Annotated in this window: 18 protein-coding genes; 16 read left to right on the top strand and 2 right to left on the bottom strand. The window is 62.5% G+C overall.

The annotated features are described in order from the left end of the window. From JaAD80_RS21015 to JaAD80_RS21005, 3 genes are read left to right on the top strand one after another with little or no spacing between them, the layout of a single operon-like run. Entirely contained in the window at positions 1-879 is an 879-nt protein-coding gene (locus tag JaAD80_RS21015; RefSeq protein WP_102297026.1) for a protein-glutamate O-methyltransferase CheR, read from the top strand. After that, positions 869-2,059 carry a hybrid sensor histidine kinase/response regulator gene (locus JaAD80_RS21010; RefSeq protein ID WP_102297024.1) on the top strand — a complete coding sequence of 397 codons (1,191 nt, stop codon included), beginning with the start codon at positions 869-871 and terminating at the stop codon, positions 2,057-2,059. Before JaAD80_RS21015 ends, JaAD80_RS21010 begins: the two co-directional genes overlap by 11 nt. Before the next feature lie 7 nt (positions 2,060-2,066). Then, on the top strand, positions 2,067-4,964 hold the full coding sequence (locus tag JaAD80_RS21005) for a PAS domain-containing protein (protein WP_180979518.1): 2,898 nt from the start codon (positions 2,067-2,069) through the stop codon (positions 4,962-4,964). Here JaAD80_RS21005 and JaAD80_RS21000 read toward each other — a convergent pair whose 3' ends face one another. Further along, a complete protein-coding gene (locus JaAD80_RS21000) occupies positions 4,965-8,219 on the bottom strand; it encodes a PAS domain-containing protein (RefSeq protein ID WP_102297020.1) in 3,255 nt (1,084 codons plus the stop codon). A 141-nt stretch (positions 8,220-8,360) separates the two neighbouring features. On the opposite strand from JaAD80_RS21000, the gene JaAD80_RS20995 reads away from it, so the two are divergent. The 8 genes from JaAD80_RS20995 (at position 8,361) to JaAD80_RS32045 (ending at position 14,231) form a co-directional block, all read left to right on the top strand. After that, positions 8,361-9,263, top strand: a complete 903-nt coding sequence (locus JaAD80_RS20995; protein WP_102297017.1) for an alpha/beta hydrolase — start codon at positions 8,361-8,363, stop codon at positions 9,261-9,263. Beyond that, positions 9,212-9,709, top strand: coding sequence for a hypothetical protein (locus tag JaAD80_RS20990; RefSeq protein ID WP_146012464.1), 498 nt, complete (start codon positions 9,212-9,214; stop codon positions 9,707-9,709). The genes JaAD80_RS20995 and JaAD80_RS20990 overlap by 52 nt, the downstream gene beginning before the upstream one ends. A 36-nt stretch (positions 9,710-9,745) precedes the next feature. Continuing rightward, positions 9,746-10,270: a hypothetical protein gene (locus JaAD80_RS20985; protein WP_146012463.1), complete on the top strand. Its 525-nt coding sequence runs from the start codon at positions 9,746-9,748 to the stop codon at positions 10,268-10,270. 151 nt (positions 10,271-10,421) lie between these two features. Then, a complete protein-coding gene (locus JaAD80_RS20980; protein ID WP_180979517.1) occupies positions 10,422-11,420 on the top strand; it encodes an alpha/beta fold hydrolase in 999 nt (332 codons plus the stop codon). Positions 11,421-11,763: 343 nt separating this feature from the next. Beyond that, complete coding sequence (locus tag JaAD80_RS20975) at positions 11,764-12,591, top strand: toxin-antitoxin system YwqK family antitoxin (protein WP_180979516.1); 828 nt, start codon at positions 11,764-11,766, stop codon at positions 12,589-12,591. A gap of 167 nt (positions 12,592-12,758) precedes the next feature. Then, entirely contained in the window at positions 12,759-13,211 is a 453-nt protein-coding gene (locus JaAD80_RS20970; protein ID WP_102297007.1) for a hypothetical protein, read from the top strand. A gap of 82 nt (positions 13,212-13,293) precedes the next feature. Further along, positions 13,294-13,698, top strand: a complete 405-nt coding sequence (locus tag JaAD80_RS20965) for a hypothetical protein (RefSeq protein ID WP_146012461.1) — start codon at positions 13,294-13,296, stop codon at positions 13,696-13,698. Positions 13,699-13,904: 206 nt separating this feature from the next. Then, positions 13,905-14,231 (top strand): ankyrin repeat domain-containing protein, encoded by a 327-nt coding sequence (locus JaAD80_RS32045; RefSeq protein WP_102297002.1) that lies wholly within the window; start codon positions 13,905-13,907, stop codon positions 14,229-14,231. A gap of 469 nt (positions 14,232-14,700) precedes the next feature. On the opposite strand, the gene JaAD80_RS20955 is transcribed toward JaAD80_RS32045, so the two are convergent. Continuing rightward, positions 14,701-15,231: an SRPBCC domain-containing protein gene (locus tag JaAD80_RS20955; RefSeq protein ID WP_102297000.1), complete on the bottom strand. Its 531-nt coding sequence runs from the start codon at positions 15,229-15,231 to the stop codon at positions 14,701-14,703. 130 nt (positions 15,232-15,361) lie between these two features. Here JaAD80_RS20955 and JaAD80_RS20950 point away from each other — a divergent pair, with 130 nt between their 5' ends. The 5 genes from JaAD80_RS20950 to JaAD80_RS20930 all read left to right on the top strand — a co-directional run. Beyond that, a complete protein-coding gene (locus JaAD80_RS20950) occupies positions 15,362-15,796 on the top strand; it encodes a MarR family winged helix-turn-helix transcriptional regulator (RefSeq protein WP_102296997.1) in 435 nt (144 codons plus the stop codon). Next, positions 15,793-17,367 (top strand): DHA2 family efflux MFS transporter permease subunit, encoded by a 1,575-nt coding sequence (locus tag JaAD80_RS20945; protein WP_102296994.1) that lies wholly within the window; start codon positions 15,793-15,795, stop codon positions 17,365-17,367. The genes JaAD80_RS20950 and JaAD80_RS20945 overlap by 4 nt, the downstream gene beginning before the upstream one ends. A 17-nt stretch (positions 17,368-17,384) precedes the next feature. Next, entirely contained in the window at positions 17,385-18,827 is a 1,443-nt protein-coding gene (locus JaAD80_RS20940; protein WP_102296993.1) for an efflux transporter outer membrane subunit, read from the top strand. A gap of 30 nt (positions 18,828-18,857) precedes the next feature. Continuing rightward, positions 18,858-20,033, top strand: a complete 1,176-nt coding sequence (locus JaAD80_RS20935) for an HlyD family efflux transporter periplasmic adaptor subunit (protein WP_102296990.1) — start codon at positions 18,858-18,860, stop codon at positions 20,031-20,033. Positions 20,034-20,285: 252 nt separating this feature from the next. Further along, positions 20,286-20,464: helix-turn-helix domain-containing protein (locus JaAD80_RS20930; protein WP_258003112.1), on the top strand; the 179-nt coding region annotated here is incomplete at its 3' end.

The following is a 20,464-nucleotide window of genomic DNA, read 5'->3' as shown; positions in this document are numbered from 1 at the left end:
ATGAAAGATACGGAACGCGCACAACTGCAGGCGCTGATGGAAGCCATCTATCAGCGCTACAGCTACGACTTCCGCGACTATTCGCCAGCATCGCAGCTGCGCCGTTTGCACCACGCGCTCGAGCGTTTGCATTGCGCGGATCTGGCTGCCTTGCAGCAGCGCGTGCTGGACGAGCCGGCCTGCTTTGGCGAACTGCTGCAGATTTTGACCGTGCCCGTCACGCAAATGTTCCGCGATCCGGCCTTTTTTCTCGCCTTGCGCGAACACGTGGTGCCGGTGCTCAAGACCTATCCCTCGCCCACCATCTGGGTGGCCGGCTGCTGCACGGGCGAGGAAGCCCTGTCGCTGGCCATACTGCTGCACGAGGAAGGCTTGCTGGAACGCAGCCGCATCTACGCCACCGACATCAATCCGCAGGCGCTGGCCACGGCCGCGCGCGGCGCCTATCCGTTGCACCGCATGCAGGAATATGCGGACAATTACGTGGCAGCGGGCGGCCTGGGCCAGCTGAGCGAGTATTACACCCTGGAGCACGCCACGGCGCGCTTCGACGCGCGCCTGCTCGAGAAGATCAACTTTGCCGACCACAGCCTGGCCACGGACAGCGTCTTCGTCGAAACGCAATTGGTTTTGTGCCGTAACGTCTTGATTTATTTCAATAAGACCTTGCAGGAACGCTCGCTGGCCCTGTTCCACGAATCGCTGTGCCACCGGGGTTTCCTCGGCCTGGGCAGCAAGGAAAGCGTGCAGTTTACGCGCTTTGCCACCGATTTCGAGCCCGTGGCGGGGCAGGAAAAACTCTACCGCAAGCGTGCGCCATCGCCCGCCGCATCCCACTACGCTGGACGCCAAGTGCCAGGAATGAAACATGAACACTGAAACCAGTACCAAATTACTCATCGTCGACGACTTGCCGGAGAACCTGCGCGCACTCAACGCGCTGATCCGCGAGAGCGACCGCAGCGTCTACCAGGCCTCGTCCGGCGAAGAAGCGCTGGCCTTGCTGCTGGAACACGATTTCGCGCTGGCCATCCTCGACGTGCAAATGCCGGAAATGGATGGCTTCGAGCTGGCGCAGCTGATGCGCGGCACGGAAAAGACGCGCCACATCCCCATCGTTTTCGTCACGGCGGCCGGCAAGGAAATGAATTTCGCCTTCCAGGGTTATGAAAGCGGCGCCGTCGATTTCCTGCACAAGCCGCTTGACATCAATGCCGTGCAAAGCAAGGTCAATGTGTTTGTCGCCCTGCACCAGCAGCGCAGCGAGACCCGGCGCCAGGTGCAGGCCCTCGAATACAGCCGCCAGCAGCAGGAAGCGCTGCTGAAGGAATTGCGCGCCACGCAAGCGGAGCTGCAGCGCTCGCTGCGCCTGCGCGATGAGTTCATGTCCATGGTGGCGCATGAGCTGCGCACGCCCTTGAACACCCTGTTCCTGGAAACACAGATGCGCACCGTCAACCTGGAACGGGGCAACCTGGCCGCCTTCGAACCGGACAAGCTGAACAAGATGGTGGCGCGCGACGGGCGGCAGATCCGCAGCATGGTGCGCCTGATCGACGACATGCTCGACGTCTCGCGCATCAGCAGCGGCAAGCTGTCGATCCGCCGCGAAGCCGTCGACCTGACGAGCCTGGTACGCAGGGTGGCCGACGACCTCGGTCCGCACGCGGCCGCCACGGGCAGCGTGCTCGAAGTGCTGGCCTTCGAGCCGATCCACGGCTTTTGGGACGCCTTCCGCGTCGAGCAGATCGTCGTCAACCTGATCAGCAACGCCGTGCGCTACGGCCAGGGCCAGCCGGTGGAGATCAGCCTGGGCCATACGCAGAACAGCGCCGTCATCGAAGTGCGCGACCATGGCATCGGCATCAACAGCCGCGACCAGGAGCGCATCTTTGACGCCTTCGAACGCGTCGTGCACCAGGACCGCACGGGCGGCCTGGGCCTGGGCCTGTTCATCACCAAGCAGCTGGTGGACGCGCATGGCGGCGCCATCACCCTGCAAAGCCAGCCCGGCAATGGCGCCCTGTTCAGCGTCACCCTGCCGCTGGCCGGCAGCTGAGGCCGGCATGACGACGCAACTGCACCCGGATGGCCAGGGCGGCGCCAGCGGCGTGGCCTTCCTGCTGCAACTGGAGCGCCGGCTGCGCCCGCTGCACGACACGGGCGACATCCTCGCCTTATCCGCGCAGATGCTGGGCCAGCGCCTCGGCGCGCAGCAGGTAGCCTGTTTCGACATCGGCCAGGCGCTGCATGCCCCTACCCTGCAGCATGCGTGGAGCGATGGCCTGGCACCGGGCGCGGCCGGCGAATATTTCCTGGGAGATTATGCGGCCAGCCTGGCCGACGCGCTGGCCGCCGGCCAGGCCGTGGCCGTCAGCGACGTGGCCAGCGATCCGCGCACGGCCTTGCCGGCCACGCTGGCCGCCTTTACGCGCCTGGGCATCCGTGCCTTTTTGAACATTCCCATCGCCAAGGATGGCCGCCTGGCCGCCCTGTTCGTCGTGCACAGCCGCGCGGCGCGCCTGTGGCGGGCGGACGAGATCGAACTGGCCGTGCAAGTGTCGGAGCGCGTCTGGTCCACCATCGTACGGGCCCAGGCGGAAGAACAGCTGCGTCTGCTCAATGCCGGCATGGAGCGCAAAATCGCCGAGCGCACGCGCGAATTTGGCCGCACCTGGCAAGTCAGCCCCGATCTGCATGGCGTGCTCAACCTGGACGGCTACTTCGAGCACTCGAATCCCGCCTGGCAAGCCACCTTGGGCTGGTCGGAAGAGGAAATCCGCACGACGAAGTTTTTCAATCTGATCCATCCCGACGACTTGCCGCGCACCTATGCGGCCTGGGATGCGGCCAGCCAGGGGCAGCCGGCGCTGCGCTTCGAGAACCGCTACCGCCACAAGCTGGGCGGCTGGCGCTGGCTGTCGTGGGTGGCCGTGCCGGAAGGCGACAAGGTGTATTGCAGCGCGCGCGACATCAGCGTGGAAAAGAAGCTTGAAGCGGACCTGGCGGCGCGCAACAGCGAGCGCGAAAGGTTGTGGCGCAGCGCGCAAGACCTGATGGTGGCCGTTGACGCCGAACACTGTTTCACCGCGGTCAACCCTGCCGCGGCCGCCATCCTGGGCTGGCTGCCCGAGGAAATGCTGGGCCGCAGCCTGTTCGATTTCATCGTGCCCGACGACGCGGGCGCCACGCGCCAGGCCCTGGCGCAAGTGGCGCAAGCGCCGCACGAGAGCGTGCCCAGCTTTGAAAACCGCTACCGCCACCGCGATGGCGGCTACCGCTGGCTGTCCTGGGTGGCCGCGGCCGAAGGCGACCTGATTTTTGCCACGGGCCGCCACATCACCGTGGAAAAAGAGGCGGAAAGCACCTTGCGCAGCATGCAGGAATCCTTGCGCCACAGCGAGACGGCGCTGCTGCAATCGCAAAAACTCGAAGCCCTGGGCAAGCTGACGGGCGGCGTGGCCCACGATTTCAACAACGTGCTGCAAATTATTTCCGGCAACCTGCAACTGCTGCAGATGACCGTGGGCGACGACCCGCTGGCCGCCAAGCGCATCGCCAGTTCCACGGCCGCTGTGGAGCGTGGCGCGAAACTGTCGGCCCAGCTGCTGGCGTTTGCCCGGCGCCAGCCCCTGAAACCGCTGGTAACGGACCTGGCCCACCTGCTGCGCTCCATGGAAGAGCTGCTGCGCCGCGCCACGGGCGAGACCATCGACACGCGGATGATGCTGGCAGACGACAGCTGGCGCGCCCTGGTCGACCCGCACCAGCTGGAAAACGTCATCCTCAACCTGGCCATCAATGCGCGCGACGCCATGGCGGGCCAGGGCCAGCTGACCATCGAACTGAGCAACAGCGTGCTCGACTGTGCCTACGCGGCCCGCCATGCGGACGTGGTGCCAGGCGACTACGTGCAGCTGGCCATTTCCGACACGGGCACGGGCATTCCGGCCGAACTGCTGGACAAGATTTTCGAGCCCTTCTTCACCACCAAGCGCGAAGGCGAAGGCACGGGACTGGGCCTGTCCATGGCATATGGTTTCCTGCGCCAGAGCGGCGGCCACCTGACGGTGGACAGCCTGCCTGGCCATGGCAGCACCTTCCGCATTTACCTGCCGCGCTCGCTGGACGCGGAAACCGAGCTGCCGCTGCAGCTGAGCGGCCCCGTGCTGGGTGGCAAGGAAACCATCCTTGTCGTGGAAGACGACGTACAGGTGCAGACCACGGTGGTGGACATGTTGCGCGGCCTCGGCTATTTCGTGCTGCGCGCCAGCGATGGCGAAAGCGCCATGCACATCGTCGGCAGCGGCATCCCCATCGACCTGCTGTTTACGGATGTGGTCATGCCCGGCAAGGTAGCCAGCACGGAACTGGCGCGCCAGGCCCGGCTGCTGCTGCCGGAGCTGGCCGTGCTGTTTACCTCGGGCTACACGCAGGATGCCATCATGCAGGGTGGCCGGCTGGAGCCGGGCGTCGAGCTGCTGAGCAAACCCTACCGGTGCGAAGACCTGGCGCGGCGCATCCGCCATTTGCTGGCCAACGGCCAGCACGTGACGGCGCTGCAGCAGTACCGCGCCCAGCTGGCGCCACAGCCCCCCACACCCGCACGGCCGGGTGGGCGGAATATTTTGCTGGTGGAAGACAACGCGGATGCGCGCGCCATGACGGGTGATCTGCTGGGCATGCTCGGGCATGCGGTGACGGCCGTGGGCACGGCGGAAGAAGCGCTGCCTCTGCTGGGCACGCCGGGACTGGAGCTGCTGCTGACCGATATCAGCCTGCCGCAGATGTCGGGCGCAGAATTGGCAGAGGTCGCCGCGCGCGACTATCCGCGGCTGGAAGTGGTATTTTCCACGGGCCACGCCCCGGCCAACTCCGGCGTCAGCGACCCGCACGCACGTTTTCTCGTGAAACCGTTCAGCATCGAACAGCTGCAGCAAGCCTTGCTGGCGCCGGACCGCTGATCAATCCGTGATACGCCGCGCTTTCAGGGCGCCGGCCAGCTCTTCCAGGCTGAAGGGCTTGCGCAGGAAGCGCGCGCTGGCGTCCTGCATCAGGCTGGCACCCCAGTCGTGGCCGGAGGCGAAGACCACATCCAGCCGCGGCCAGTGCTCGCGCGCATGGCGCGCCAGTTCCAGGCCGGACATGGTGGGCAGGCTGATATCCGTCACCAGCACATCGAGGCCAGGCATGGCCAGCAGCGGCAAGGCTTGCTCGGCGCTGGCCACGCCATGCACGGTATGTCCCAGCATGTTGAGCATTTCCGTCGTCATTTCGCGCGCGTCGTCATTGTCTTCCACCAGCAGGATGCGCCGTCCGGACGGATCGGGCGCGCCCACCAGGCGGCGGTCGGCCAGCAGGTGGCGCAGGCGCCGCGCCAGGTCTTCGCGCCGGTAAGGCTTGCTCAGCAGCTCGACACCGGGGTCCAGCCGCCCGCCCTGCATGATGGCGTTGTGCGTATAGCCCGACGTATACAGCACGGCCAGCTCCGGCAGCAGCAGCCTGGCCTGCTGCGCCAGTTCCTTGCTGCTGACGGGCCCGGGCATGACCACGTCCGTAAACAATAAATCGATGGCCACGCCCGTGCGCAGCAGGGACAAGGCCGATTCGCCATCGTCCGCATGCAGCACTTCATAGCCGAGGCCGCGCAGCATGTCGACCACCGTGTGCTGCACCGGGGCATCGTCTTCCACCACGAGTATGGTTTCGCCGCCGCCCAGCACCGGCCCGCCCAGCCCCGGTGGCGGCTCGGCCAGTTTTTCCAGCGAACGCGGCAGGTAAATCTTGAAGGTCGTGCCCGCACCCGGGGCGCTGTGCACCTTGATGTGCCCCGCGCTCTGGCGGATGAAACCGTAGGCCATCGACAGCCCCAGGCCCGTGCCCTCGCCTTCGCGCTTGGTGGTAAAGAACGGTTCGAAGATCTGGTCGATCACGTCGCGCTCCATGCCGTGGCCCGTGTCCGTGATGGTCAGCAGCACATACTGGCCCGCCAGCACATCGGCATGCAGGCTGGCGTAGGCGGCGTCCAGCGTGACATTGCTCAAGGTGAAGGTCAGCCGTCCGCCCTTGTCCATGGCATCGCGCGCATTGATGGCCATGTTCAGGAGCACGTTTTCCATCTGGTTCGGGTCGACCAGCGTGTGCCACAGGCCGTCGCTGATGAACGTTTCCTCAAAAACATCCTCACCGAGGGCGCGGCGGATCAGCTCATGCATGCGGCGCAGCAAGTGCCCCAGGTCCGTCACCAGCGGTTTTAATGGTTGACGCCGCGCAAAGGCCAGCAGCTGCGACGACAGCTTGGCGCCCCGCTCGACGGCCGAGGCAGCCGAATCGAGGCGGCTGGCCGCCTGCGGGTTGTCGGCCACCGTCAGTTTCAGCAGCTGCAAGTTGCCGGAAATGATCTGCAGCACGTTATTGAAATCGTGGGCCACGCCGCCCGTCAGCTTGCCGATCGATTCGAGCTTTTGCGCCTGCAGCAGGGCTTGCTCGCTGCGCACCAGCGCCAGCCGTGCCTCCTTCTCGTCCGTGACGTCGCGGCCGATGGCGTGGATCAGCTTTTGCGCCGGCACGGCCGTCCAGGAAATCCAGCGGTAGCCGCCATCGCGGCGCCGGTAGCGGTTTTCCATGCGCAAGGTGGGCGCGCCATGGGCCAGGCGCGACAGGTCCTGCAAGGCCGCCATGCGGTCGTCCGGATGCACGAGGCTGATGAAATCCATGCCCAGCGATTCGATTTCGGGCCGGTCTAGAATGCTCGTCCAGGCGGGATTGACGGCGATGATCATGCCGCTCAAGTCCGCCACCAGCATGATGTCGGTCGACAAGCGCCACATGCGGTCGCGGTCGGCCGTGCGGTTGGCCATTTCCACTTCCAGCGAGGAATTCAGATAGGCCATCTTTTCCAGCACGTTCTTTTGTTCCTGCACGTCCGTGTTGGTGCCCACCCAGCGCAGCACCGTGCCCGCCTCGTCGAACAGGGGCAAGGCGCGCGCCAGGAACCAGCGGTACTGGCCGTCGCTGGCGCCGCGCATGCGGAACTCGTGCTCGTACGCGCTGGCGGTGGACACGGCGCGTTCCCAGCTGTGCTGGGTGGTCAGCAGATCGTCCGGGTGCACGCAATGGCGAAAACCGCTGGTGACCAGCGACTTCAGCGATTGCCCGGTGTAGTGGCAAACCTGCTCGTTGACCCAGTAGGTGGTGCCATTGCCATGCGCCAGCCAGGCCTGGTTGGGCATGGTCGATGCCAGCGAACGGAATTGCGCTTCGCTGTCGAGCAAGGCATTGCGCGCCTGCCAGTGTTCATCGATGTCTTCGCAGGAACCGTACCATTTCAGCGGTTTGCCAGACGCATCTAGCCGGCAATAGGCGCGCGAATGCACCCAGCGGTACAAACCGTCCTGCCGGCGCACCCGCATTTCCGCATCAAAAGGCTGAGCGCTGCCCACGGATTCGCTCCAGGCCGCCAGCGACTGCGGCACGTCTTCCGGATGGATGGCATCCAGCCAGCCAGTGCCCAAGCCGTTGACACCCGTCCATTCGCGCCAGCGCTGCGCAACATAGTCCAGCTTGCCGTCGACATCGGCCGTCCACAGCACCTGGGTATTCATTTCTATGGCGTAGTGAAAGTGTTCACGGCTGTCGCGCAGCTGCTGTTCCAGCTGGCCCCGCTCGATGACGTGCGAGGCGACCCTGGCGGCGACGGCCAGCAGCTCGATCTCGGGCTGGGTGGGATGGCATGGCGTGGGAAACAGCATGCCCAGCACGCCCAGGATATGGCCGCTGGCGCCAAACACGGGCGCAACCCAGCAGGCGCGATAGCCGTGCAGCAAGGCTTCCTTGCGGCCCGCGCTCCAGCCCAGGTCGCGCGTGATGTCGCCGCAATACGCGGGCGCGCCGGAAAAGGCCGCCGTGCCGAACGGTGAAGGCTGCTCGCCGCCGTGGCGCAGGGCCAGGCACAGGTCCTGTGGCAAGCTGGGTGCGGAGAGGCCGCAAAAGCGGTCGGACTCGTCGATCAGCACGAGGCAGGCATGTGCGCTGTCCTCAGCCTGGCCTTGCAGCGCCAGCAATAAATGTTCCAATGCATGGGCCAGGTCGACCCCGGCCGCGATGCTCCCCAGCGCATTATGCTCGGCGTCCAGTAATGTGATGATGTTGTTTGGCTGCACCGTGTCGATAAGCGGAAAACTGATGCCCGGAATATACCATGTGGCAAGGCTCTTCATGGGGAAAAGAGCAGCTTTCCGCCTCCGCCGACACCGCCGCTGTCGCCTGCACGCCGGCAAGCGGCGCACCTTCACCGTCCGGCGCCGGCAGTGGCGCCTGCCTATGCTAGAGTATTGCTCTTTCCTCAAGCACAAGCCGTCATGACCATGTCCCTGCCGTCCTCATTGATTGCCACCGCCCTGCTCGCTTGCAGCCAGGGTACCGTCGCCGCTCCCATGAGCCTGGATGACTACCTGGCCTTGCACGGCCCCGCGCCCACTGTACAGCTCGCCTATGGCGCGGCGCCGTCGCAATATGCGCAGCTGTTCCGTCCCAGCGGCGCGGGGCCGTTTCCCGTCGTGGTGCTGGTGCATGGCGGCTGCTGGACGGTGGAGTTCGGCGGCATCGCGCAGATGCACAACGTGGCCGGCGCCCTCGCCGCGCAAGGCATCGCCGTGTGGAATGTCGAGTACCGCCGGGTCGATGAGCCAGGCGGCGGCTATCCGGGCACCTACCAGGACATGCACGCGGCGCTCGACAGCCTGCGCCAGCACGCCAGCCAGTACCAGCTCGACACGAGCCGCATCGTGGCCATGGGCCATTCTGCCGGCGGCCAGCTGGTGCAGTGGATCGCGGGGCGCGAAAAACTGCCGAAGGGCAGCCCCCTGTACCGCGAGCAGTATCTGCCGGTGAAAAACATCCTCAGCCTGGGCGGACTGGCCGACCTGCGCCACGAGCAAGCCTTGATCAAGACCAGCTGCGAGCGCGACATCGCGCAGCTGGCAGGCAGCGCCAGTAGTGACCGCCCGGACATCTACAGCGACACCAACGCCGCCGACCTGATGCCCAACGGCAGCCGCACCGTGCTGGCCACGGGCGAGCTCGACACCATCTCCCCGCCGCGCGTGGCGCACGACTACGCGGCCAAGGCCAAGCTGGCCGGCGACCATGCGGAAGTGCTGATCCTGCCCGGCGCCAGCCATTACGACGAGATCGCCGCGACCTCGAACGCATGGCAGCTGATCTTGCCGGTGATACGGCAGATGCTGGGGATGCAGCCTTGAACATGGCGCTAGCCGACGACTTGCACCCGTATCAATATCTATGGGACGGTTCCCAGCCAGGCTGGGGACTGACGCACATCAATAGCCAGCATACCGGACTTGCGCTGCAATTTTCCGTCCCTGGCGGATCGGCACAGGAGCGCCTGTCCGCAAGAAAGACGATTGAGGAATTCAAGCCACTGTCGATCCAGCAAGTCACGACGCGGCTGCACGGATGCAAGCTTTTCCCTCTGGGCCAATTTGAGGCCAAGGAGGCGCGCCGCATTGCCGCCCAAGCGCGCCAGCAAGGCCTGACCGTGCTGGAAGAACCGAGCAGCACAGTGCATTTCCTGCCAACCAATCTACTGAGCAACAGGGTATTGCTCATCGACGATGAAAACCTGGCAAAACGCGTGTACGAGGCTGCCATTCTGCACGGCGTTCCTGTGCGGCATATCGAAGCCTGAGCCATCTGAGCAACCTTCAAACTCCAACATAAGCACATGCTGAAACCTGTCAACTTCCGTCACACTATCGCCTGCCTCTTGCTTGCGGCGTGCTTCCCGTTGGCCTGCGCCGCCACCATGCAGGAGCTGGAAAGCGGCCTGCTGCATGCCTTGCAGCTCAAAAAAGGCACGAGCGAACGCACGGGCACCTCGGGCAAGGCCATCGAGGCTTATGTGCATGCGGGTCTGCTGGGAAAGAAACCCAACCAGCGCTACGACTACACCGATTACTATCTGCTGAGGAAACCGGCAAGCTTGCTGGGCCACGAACTGGTGCTGATCGAAGAAGAATACATCACGCAATACATAGGCTGCTGCGTGAGTCCTGGCGCGGGCGTGACCGTGAAAGTGCACGGCAGCACGCACAAGCTGGAACAGTTCGCCCGCGCCAACCGCTGCACCCTCACCGAAAACGTTGATTTTGCGCAGGCATTGCGCGAAGTGGCGATCAGGAACAAGGTGCCCAAGGCCCACTATGCGTCGCTGAGCTGCCGCGAGCGCGATGCCGAGCGGGATGAGTGATGGCCACTCCCGGGGGGGCCAGACTATTTGTACAGAGATAACTAGCTTTCGAGTCCTGATTGATAAAAGCAGTCCTCAGGTCACTTCAGGATCAACGGAAGTTTTGCATGTTTTTTCGCCTTTATAAAGGAATCACTCGATGAGCAGACACTTGACCGGACTGGCAATGTTGGTATTGGCTGGCGGATCTTCCTTTTCCTCGTTCGCTGCACCAACGGCCCAACAGGCTGCCGGAGACGTTTTTGCGAAGCCGCATCAGCTTGTCGACATCGGTGGCCGCAAGATGCATCTATATTGCAGCGGGCAAGGCGCGATCACGGTGGTATTCGATGCGCCGTCGGGCGAGGCCGGCTGGAACTGGTTCAAGGTGCAGCCCGAGATCGCCAGGCACACGCGCGCCTGCGTGTATGACCGCGCGGGTCTCGGGTTCAGCGAGCCGGCACAGCGTAGCAATACTGCAGAGAACGTCGTCGATGACTTGCACAAACTGTTGACCGGTGCTGGCATCAAGCCGCCCTATGTCATGGTGGGCAATTCACTGGGCGGCGCGAACGTCCAGGTTTACGCCTACCGCTACCCGGCAGCGGTCAAGGGACTGGTGCTCGTCGAGCCGCAACACGAAGATGAAACCCGGCGCCTGGACAAGGCTAGCCAAGGCAATATCAGCAAGGTCTACGCGATGGTAAAGGAGCAGAACAACTATTGCCTGGCCGCCGCCCAGAAGGGTTTCAAGGCCGGCAGCGAAGAACAAATGAATTGCATCGGCAATCCGGCGGACAGCTACGGTCCCGCGCTGGGGGCGGCCGTGGCGGCTGCGACGAGCAAGCCTGCCTACTGGCGTGCCACCATCGACGAATGGGAAGCAATCCATATCAGCGACGACCAACTACGCAAGCATCGACGTCCGTTCGGTGATCTGCCGGTAGTGGTGCTGACACGCGGCGTTAGCCCCTATGCCGTCCCGGGAAAGCCGCAGAGCGCCTTGAACAAGGCGATGGAAGATGAGAATGCCGCCATTCAACAAGAGATCGCCGCCCTGTCCACGCGCGGCACGCAGCGTGTCGTGCCTGGGGCCGGCCACGTGATACACGCAGATAAGCCGGAAGCCGTCATTGACGCCATCCTCGAAGTGCTGCGCCAAGTGAAGTAGCGCTGACGGCAAATGAAAAAACGAGAGGGGTTCCTGCAGGCACCGTATCGGTCGCTCAGCCAAGTGCCACACGGCCGCCACCTGAAGATTTTCCTTCCTATACCTGGGCGGTGTATCAAGCCTTTGATGAAGGCGAGTATGTGCAGCCAGGGCAAGTAATTGGTAGCGATGAAGACGTATATACTCGTCCTTTGCTGCGTCAAGCAATGTCGGATTTTCATCCTCTGGACTTCAGCTAGTGGCCAGAAGCGGACATTGGAAAGCACTCATTGGCTCCCCCCAACCATTATTATTAGAGGCGTATTGTTTAGAGATGTGCTTGATAAATCAGAAGATGATATGCATGGCGTTAAGTGCCATGCTCCTTTGGCCAATGACTGCGAATGCCGATATTATTCAACGGCATGTGTTTACGGCTATTTCTAGCGGGCAGGACAGCGAAGGTGCCGAGGTACTCACCGTGGCGGAAGCTACTGCATGTGGTGGCAATCAGCTGCGCATGAAGGAGGGAATGCTCGAGAACGAAGACGAATATGCGGACCTCAGATCCGGACTCATCCAACGGATCCACGATAAGACACCAATGGCCGTGACGTTGTTTGACTGCCCTGTAGGGAAAACTGGCGAGGAGGCGGTACCGTTTGCACGCATGATTGCCGGTTGCGGCCCCAGCTCTTGTTTCGACGATAAGGCGCGTCTGTACTTGGACGAAGAGCTCATGCCGCAGGTCAAGGAGCGCTCGCCTTATCTGCTGGTGTTGCCCTTGCCGAAAGCAGCCTTGCCCGGTACTTGGAAGGTGGAGATCTTCGATACGATAAGACGCGACGTGGTGCGAATCTCCGGACAGACCGATGCCGCTGATTTTGTTTCAGGCAAGATGGTAGGTGATTACAGGGATTATGATAGCGATGGCAATATCGGATCACAGGTAAGGCTCGATGCAAATGGGCGCAAACATGGAGTCGCGACTACATATTTTGACGACGGCAAGCTGGAGTCGTTAGGGCAATGGCGCGATGGTCTGCCCGTAGGTGTGCAAAACAGTTACCACCGTAACGGCAAGCTATACATTCGGCTAGTTTACAATGAGAAAGGCGAGCTGCTGAGTACTGAGCAGTTCAACGAGCAAGGCGTACTGGTGCATTCAGATGGTCAAATGTCGAAAAAATGAACTGATGCAGTGTGCCAGGTACTGGGTGCCAGGAGTATGTAGAGAGATGTAGCAACCGTGCATGGCGCCGTGGAGTGTAGGATAGTTTTCTAGCAAGTGAGGTTGACTGAAAGCGGCCAAAAGCAGACGTATCAATGTCAACAATCTAAAACCTATTGGCCACACGTATGAGTTATTCGATTCAAGCCATCCTTGCTGCACAAGGGACTTTTGCCGCGGAGCTTGCCAATGGAATGGAAGTGCTCCAGCTCGATGGGGGCATAGAAATGATTGCCCTTGGGAGCACGGCAAGAAAGCTCCTGGGTCTCCCTTTTTTACCGCTGACAGATGAAGGCATCGAGGAGCTACCGCCAGTCTTGCGTGGCCTATGTTCAGCGCTTAGTGTTCACGGACCAGTTGCTTATGTGGAGGCAGAGATTTTTGGCGGGAGTGGCACGCAAGCACACACATTGATTCCAGCGGGGGGTACAGATGTGCTCGTATCTGTTTCTAACGACGCCATCAATTCGGCACTTGAGTGGCTTGGTGTTTGGCCTCTCGATGGCAAAGACCGGTTTGATACAGTTGGGCTTGGCAAGCATCGAGAAACCGATTCATGGGTGGTCGGCACCACCCTCTAACGTCTGCTTCGGGGCGGCATCCGCTAACGACGGCAACCGGCCAGGAGCAGACCTACCCCTTCACAAATGTTGAGAATGACAAATGACGTACCGCCCGGCATCTGATCCAAAAATTCATGAGCTTGTATCCGCTCTGTACACGGAAAGATGGACGAGTTCGGCCAGCAAGATTGAACAACTGGTGGCAATTTCCGACGCCTGGAAAATCTGCGAGCTTCTCACTTCCAGTGAAGGATGGAGGGAGCGGGTCGTCGCAGCGAAAATTATTGCTGCATTCGATTTCGTTGATCTCATCACACCCTTGATCAGTACATTCATCGGCCGTGCCGAGTCGAACACCCTTCACTCCTTCGTCAAGCTGATCATTACTACTGCAATGCCGGACACCAAGCACAAACTCCTTGAGGAGCTTCGTGCTTGCTGTCCCGATACATCGTATGGCAGACACATGATCACGGTGATTGACGATGCTTCCGATGCAGTTTAGAACTTTGCAGCTACCAAGCTTTGTCGCAAGATCGAACGGCCGCTTCGGGGCGACAACGGCGTGTCAGGGCAGACCATGATGTTTTCGCAACGGCAACATGCTATGCTGGCGCGACCGGCAGAGAACGGCCACAAGCGGACGTTCAATTAATCAGTTGAGGTAACCGACTTTCGATTAAGGGCTAGTTAATATAGGAACCTTTGCAAATGTTCGCTCTCCATGCAGCAATTGAACAAATGGACATTAAGGCCGCGAGATCTTTGCTTGAGCAAGGCGCGAACGTTAATGCCAGAGACCCAGAGGTAGGGATGGCGACCGCATTACACATTGCAGTGGACATTGAGTGCGAGGACGCCTGTCGGCGATATGATAGCGGTGACGCTGACGCCTCACCAGTTCCCGCCCTGACGAAACTGCTTCTTGATTTCTGCGCTGATCCGTCCGTACCAGACGCTGGGGGCAAAACTCCCCGTGACTGGGCAGTCGAACGAAACCATTTTCAAGCGATGACGCTGTTCGACTCCCAACGGTAAAGTTGCCATGCGTTCGTCATCGCGGACGACTGCTTTGGGGCGAAAGCAGACGCCCCAAAAAAACGCAAACAGGCAACGGCACAAACAGGCAGCGGCAGCAAGAACACGCCCGAGGCTCGGACAAAGGCTACCCGGGCCCGGGAGTGTGGCCCGCCTTTCTTAATAGCTGGCTCCGCCGCTCACTGGCCGAACTCGTCCATCTTTCCGTGTACAGAGCGGATACAAGCTCATGAATTTTTGGATCAGATGCCGGGCGGTACGTCATTTGTCATTCTCAACATTTGTGAAGGGGTAGGTCTGCTCCTGGCCGGTTGCCGTCGTTAGCGGATGCCGCCCCGAAGCAGACGTTAGAGGGTGGTGCCGACCACCCATGAATCGGTTTCTCGATGCTTGCCAAGCCCAACTGTATCAAACCGGTCTTTGCCATCGAGAGGCCAAACACCAAGCCACTCAAGTGCCGAAGCAACACTCACTGCACCCGCGCCAGATACTGGGCCAGCTGTCCGAAAGTAGCCTTGAACCCCTGCTTCATCGACTCGAACCCCTGCTTGAAAGTCTCATGCTGCTCCTCTGTCGCCTGGTGCGGCGTGGAACGCAAGGTCATCGTCGTCTTGCCGTCCTCCTCGGTCAGGGTCATGGTATTGAACGACTCCAGCGGCCAGGTGGCGCTGACGGGGTGCTGCACGGCATTGCCCTGTTTGTCGGCGAACGACAGGATGGAGACGATTTTTTCCGGCGCCTCGATCTGCTGGTAGGTGAACTTGCCCCACATCTCGTAGCCATTCTCGGCGCGCATGCCATAGTGGAATACGCCGCCCGGCTTCAGGTCGAGTGCCAGCACGCTCAATTCAAAACCGACAGGCCCCCACCATTGCGCCAGGCGCTCCGGTTCGACCCATGCCTTGAATACCAGTTCGCGCGGCGCGTCAAAAGTTTGCGTGATGACAAAGTCGCTGCTGTCGCGGTGCTGGCCTTCCTGCTGCTGTTCTGCGGTCGTCATGCTGTCTCCTGAAAATGATGGACTGGCTGCCAATGTAACAGCCGCGCCGGAAATGGGAAAGCCCCGCACATCGTGCCGGGCGGCATGCTAGAATATTAGTTCGACCCCTAACTATTAGACGACTCACCTTATGACCTCTATCGAAGAGCGCTTTTCCGCCGCGCTCCACAAGACGGCGCGCGGCTGGCGCCATGCGATCGACCGGCGCCTGAAGGAACTGGACCTGGGGCAAGCCAGTTGGATGGCCATCGCCATGATCGCCAAATCGCCGCAGCCGCCCTCGCAAAGCGAACTGGCACACCAGCTGGGGGTGGAAAACCCCACCATGGTGTCAATGCTGGACCGGCTCGTGAAATCGGGCTTCGTGCAGCGCCAGCCGTCGGAAACGGACCGCCGCGTCAAGCTGGTGGTGCTGACCGCGGCGGGCATGCAGGTGTATGAAACCGTGCGCAAGGAAGCGGACGGTTTCCGCAAGGAACTGCTACAAGGCATAGACCCGATCCAGTTGCTGGCGGCCACCGAGCTGCTGGAAGCGTTACAGGCGGCCACGGAGAAATCCGCATGAGTTCGGCCACAGCCAGCGCCGCACCGGCGCTGCCCGCTTCACAGGATCCCACCCTGAACCGGCGCATGATCACCATCTCGATCATGCTTGCCACCATCATCCAGGCGCTCGACGGCACCATCGCCAACGTCGCCCTGCCCCACATGCAAGGCAGCCTGTCCGCCTCGCAAGACCAGATCACCTGGGTGCTGACCTCCTTCATCGTTGCCGCCGCCATCGCCACGCCGCTCACCGGCTGGCTGTGCGACCGCTTCGGCCAGAAAAACACTTTCCTCGTTTCCGTGGCCGGCTTCACCCTCGCCTCCGTGCTGTGCGGCCTGTCGGGCACGCTTTCCGAAATCGTTGCCGCCCGCCTGCTGCAAGGCGTGTTCGGCGCGGCGCTGGTGCCGCTGTCGCAGGCGGTGCTGCTGGACATCAATCCGCGCGAGAAACACGGCTCGGCCATGGCCATCTGGGGCATGGGCGTGATGATCGGCCCCATCCTGGGACCCACCCTGGGCGGCTGGCTGACGGACAGCTACAGCTGGCGCTGGGTCTTCTTCATCAACATCCCCATCGGCGCCATGGCCTTCTATGGCATCTGGCGCTACATCCGCAGGGATGCGCCCAAGGGCCGCATGACTTTCGACATGTTCGGCTTCGCCACCTTGAGCCTGTCCATCGGCGCGCTGCAGATGCTGCTGGACCGGGGTGAGCAGAATGACTGGTTTTCTTCCACGGAAACGTGGATCGAAGCCATCGTGCTGGCCATGAGCTTGTGCTACTTCATTGCCCACACGGCCCTGCGTCCGGCCGGCAAGTCCTTTCTCGACTACCGCCTGCTGAAAAACGCGAACTATGTCAGCGGCCTGCTGTTTATTTTCATCGTCGGTCTGGTGCTGTTCGCCACCCGCGCGCTGACGCCGTCGATGCTGCAAGGCTTGATGAATTACCCGGCGGCGATCGCCGGCCTGGTGACGGCGCCCAGCGGCCTGGGCACGATGCTGGCCATGCTAATCGTCGGCAAGCTGACGGGGAAAATCGATACGCGCATCCTGCTGGGCGTGGGTTTTTCGATCACCGCGTTCTCGCTGTGGCAGATGGCCAATTTTACGCTGGACCTGGTGCCGAAGACCGTGGTGTGGAACGGCATCATTCAGGGCATCGGCCTGGGCCTCGTCTTCGTGCCCCTGAGCGCGGCCACGTTCGCCACCCTGTCGCCCGAGATGCGGGCGGAAGGCACGGCGATTTACAGCCTGGTGCGCAATATCGGCAGCAGCATCGGCATCGCCCTCGTGCAAACCTTGTTGGTGCGCAATACGCAGATCGCCCATGCCTCCTTGACGGAGCACATCAACATCGCCAATCCGGCCCTGCACGACCCCGCCATCGCCAGCGTCTACAACCTGGGCACGAGCACGGGCATGGCGGCATTGAATGGCGAAATCACGCGGCAGGCATCGATGATCGCCTACCTCGACGACTTCTGGATGATGATGTGGCTGACCATCCTCGTGCTGCCGCTCTTGCTCCTGATCAAACCACCGAAGAAGAATGCGCCTGTCGTGGTCGACCACGCGGCGATGGAATAACCCTCATGCACACACCTATGAAACTTTCCCTGAGCGTATTAACGTTGAGCCTGGCTTTAGCCGGCTGCGCCAGCATTCCACCCGACACCCACGTGCTGCCGCAGCAAGACCTGGCCAAGGTGCAACTGGCGGCCGACATCCACCTGGCCAGCGAAGGCTGGCCCGCCGCCCGGTGGTGGCATCAGTTCCACGACGACCAGCTGGACCGGCTGATTGACAACGCGCTGTCTTCCAGCCCTAGCCTGGCGGTGGCAAATGCCCGCATCGGCGCGGCCCTGTCTGCTTTTGACCTGCAGCATGCGCAGCGCGGCCCGACGCTGGAAATGGGCGCCGATGCCAGCCGCCAGCGCTATTCCGCCAACGGCCTGATGCCGGCCCCCATCGGCGGCAATTACTACAACGAGGTGACGGTGGGCGTGCAAGCCCATTACGACCTGGACTGGTGGGGCAAGCACAAGGCGCAGATCGCCGCCAGCCTGGGCGAAGTCAATGCGCGCCGCGCAGAGTACGCGATGGCGGAACAGATGCTGGCCGCCGAGATCGCCCGCCACTATTTCAGCATGCAAAGCGGCTGGGCCCGCATGGACAACCTGCAGGCGCTGGTCGGCCTGCAGCGCCAGCTGGTGGCCGACAAGGAAAAGCGCATCGCCTATGGCCTCGGTATCAGCGACGACCATCTGTCCGCGCAAACACGCTTGAGCCTGCTGCAGCAACAAATTGCCTTGCTGGCAACACAGATCATCACGGAGCGCGAAGCCTTGCGCGCGCTGTTGGGAACATCCTTGGGTGCGGATGCCTCGGCGCTTGCCAGCCTGCAGCCGAAACAGGCGCAGCCGCTGCCGCACGCCCTGCCCGGCAAGCTGGGCATGGAATTGCTGGCGCGCCGCCCCGACTTGCAGGCGGCGCGCTGGCGGGTGCAGGCATCGCTGAGCAATATCGAAGCGGCGCAGGCGTCGTTCTATCCCGATATCGACCTGGGCGCGTCGTTCGGCCTGGACGCCATCAAGCTGGGCAAGCTGCTGGAGTCGGGCAGCCGCACCCTGTTCATCGGCCCCGCCTTGTCGCTGCCCCTGTTCGACAGCGGCCGGCTGCAGGCGCAGCTCGGTGGCGCGCGCAGCGAGCGCAATGCGCTGATCGCCGACTACAACCAGAATGTCTTTAACGTGGTGCGCGACGTGGCGCAGGCCGGCGCCAAGGTGCAGGGCGTGGAAAACCAGCTGCGCCTGCAGGAGGAAAATCTGCGCGCCGCCGAGGCGCAGCTGCGCAACGCTAATGCCCGCATGCAGCAGGGACTGGCCGACCGCGCCAGCCAGCTCAACGCGGAAATGACCGTGCGCGGCCAGGTTGACCTGGGCATGCAGCTGCAAAACCAGCGCCAGAACGCGGAAATCAGCCTGACCGTGGCGCTGGGCGGCGGCTACCGGGGCAGCAGCGATTTTGCCGCCAGCGCCCAGCAATAAGAAATCCAACATTTGACTACGGAACACATCATGAGCAGCGATAACTCCTCCACTTCCACTGCAGCCACGCCTGACCAGCCGGGCAAGCGCAAGACTGTCCTCAGCGCCATCACGGCCGCCTTCCTCGTGGCGGGCGTGGCCTGGGGCGCCTATTACCAGCTGGTGCTGGCCAAGGAAGAAATCACGGACAACGCCTATGTGGGCGGCAATATGGTCACCCTGTCGGCGCAAGTGACGGGCAATGTCGATGAAATCCGCGCCGACGAGACGCAGATGGTGAAAGCGGGCGCGCCCCTGATCACCCTGAACGGCATCGATGCGGACCTGGCCCTGAGCCAGGCGGAAGCGCGCCTCGGCAACGTGGTGCGCCAGGAGCGCGAGCGCTATGCCAGCGTGGCGCAGTACGACGCCGTCATCGAACAGCGCCGCCTGGCCCTGGCCACGGCGCAGGGCAACCTGGCGCGCCGCGCGCCGCTGGCGCTGGACCACACGATTTCCGGCGAGGACCTGGTGCATGCGAAACAGGCCGTCGATGATGCGAAAGCGGCATTGGCCGTGGCGCAGCGCCAGGCGGAATCGGCCAAGTCCGGCGTGGCCGGCGTGCATCTGGCCAGCCATCCGGCCGTCTTGTCCGCCAGGGGCGACGTGCTGCAGGCGTGGCTGGCCGTGCGCCGCAACGCCGTGCTCGCGCCCGTTTCAGGCTATGTCGCCAAGCGCAGCGTGCAGTTGGGCACGCACGTGACGCCGGGCACGCCCTTGATGTCCATCGTGCCGCTGGACCAGCTGTGGGTCGACGCCAACTTCAAGGAAGCGGAATTGCGCAACATCCGCGTGGGCCAGGCCGCGACGATAGAAACGGACCTGTATGGCAGCAAGGTGGTGTACCACGGCAAGGTGCTGGGCATGTCGGCCGGCACGGGCAGCGCGTTTTCCCTGCTGCCGGCGCAAAACGCCACGGGCAACTGGATCAAGGTGGTGCAGCGCGTGCCCGTGCGCATCACCCTGGACCCGCAGGAACTGGCCGCCCACCCGCTGCGCATCGGCCTGTCGACCACCGTGACGGTCGACACCAGCCATGGCGAAGGCGCAACCCTGGACCAGCCGATGGTCGCCTCGACCCTGTACACCACCAAGGCCCTGAGCCAGCCCGTGGATGAGGCGGAGAAGATCGCCGACACGATCATCGCGCAGAACCTGCTGAATTGATGCGCAGGTCGGGTTAGCGCAAAGCGCGCAAGCCGACATCACCAGCGGCCTTCGCCCACAATGTTGTCGGATTACGCGGGGCTCCGCCCCGCTAATCCGACCTACGACTCAATCGACATCCGGGGTCAGACCCGACGGGTGTATAGCCGGGACACATAGGTAACACTTGTCGGGAGACATGGGTAACACCTTTTATGATGATTGCACCGCCACGAACTGGAGCGTGCAATGCCCTGGAAGGAAACCACCCTCATGTCTACCCGACTGGAATTTGTCCTGCTGACACAGCAGCCAGGCGCCAATATCGCGGCGCTGTGCCGCAACTTTGGCATCAGCCGCAAGACGGCGTATAAGTGGCTGGAACGCCACCGCGGGCAAGGCAACAGCGGTCTACAGGATCGATCGCGTCGCCCACATGCTTCACCGGCAAG

Source organism: Janthinobacterium sp. AD80 (genome assembly GCF_002878455.1).
Taxonomy (GTDB): domain Bacteria; phylum Pseudomonadota; class Gammaproteobacteria; order Burkholderiales; family Burkholderiaceae_D; genus Janthinobacterium.
The sequence above is the reverse complement of the archived record's forward strand: the minus strand, read 5'-3'. Positions and strand labels throughout refer to the sequence as shown.

Coding starts and splice junctions, on each gene's coding strand:
- JaAD80_RS21015 (WP_102297026.1), top strand. CDS start 1: ATGAAAGATACGGAACGCGCACAACTGCAGGCGCTGATGGAAGCCATC.
- JaAD80_RS21010 (WP_102297024.1), top strand. CDS start 869: ATGAACACTGAAACCAGTACCAAATTACTCATCGTCGACGACTTGCCG.
- JaAD80_RS21005 (WP_180979518.1), top strand. CDS start 2,067: ATGACGACGCAACTGCACCCGGATGGCCAGGGCGGCGCCAGCGGCGTG.
- JaAD80_RS21000 (WP_102297020.1), bottom strand. CDS start 8,219: ATGAAGAGCCTTGCCACATGGTATATTCCGGGCATCAGTTTTCCGCTT.
- JaAD80_RS20995 (WP_102297017.1), top strand. CDS start 8,361: ATGACCATGTCCCTGCCGTCCTCATTGATTGCCACCGCCCTGCTCGCT.
- JaAD80_RS20990 (WP_146012464.1), top strand. CDS start 9,212: ATGGCAGCTGATCTTGCCGGTGATACGGCAGATGCTGGGGATGCAGCC.
- JaAD80_RS20985 (WP_146012463.1), top strand. CDS start 9,746: ATGCTGAAACCTGTCAACTTCCGTCACACTATCGCCTGCCTCTTGCTT.
- JaAD80_RS20975 (WP_180979516.1), top strand. CDS start 11,764: ATGGCGTTAAGTGCCATGCTCCTTTGGCCAATGACTGCGAATGCCGAT.
- JaAD80_RS20970 (WP_102297007.1), top strand. CDS start 12,759: ATGAGTTATTCGATTCAAGCCATCCTTGCTGCACAAGGGACTTTTGCC.
- JaAD80_RS20965 (WP_146012461.1), top strand. CDS start 13,294: ATGACGTACCGCCCGGCATCTGATCCAAAAATTCATGAGCTTGTATCC.
- JaAD80_RS32045 (WP_102297002.1), top strand. CDS start 13,905: ATGTTCGCTCTCCATGCAGCAATTGAACAAATGGACATTAAGGCCGCG.
- JaAD80_RS20955 (WP_102297000.1), bottom strand. CDS start 15,231: ATGACGACCGCAGAACAGCAGCAGGAAGGCCAGCACCGCGACAGCAGC.
- JaAD80_RS20950 (WP_102296997.1), top strand. CDS start 15,362: ATGACCTCTATCGAAGAGCGCTTTTCCGCCGCGCTCCACAAGACGGCG.
- JaAD80_RS20945 (WP_102296994.1), top strand. CDS start 15,793: ATGAGTTCGGCCACAGCCAGCGCCGCACCGGCGCTGCCCGCTTCACAG.
- JaAD80_RS20940 (WP_102296993.1), top strand. CDS start 17,385: ATGAAACTTTCCCTGAGCGTATTAACGTTGAGCCTGGCTTTAGCCGGC.
- JaAD80_RS20935 (WP_102296990.1), top strand. CDS start 18,858: ATGAGCAGCGATAACTCCTCCACTTCCACTGCAGCCACGCCTGACCAG.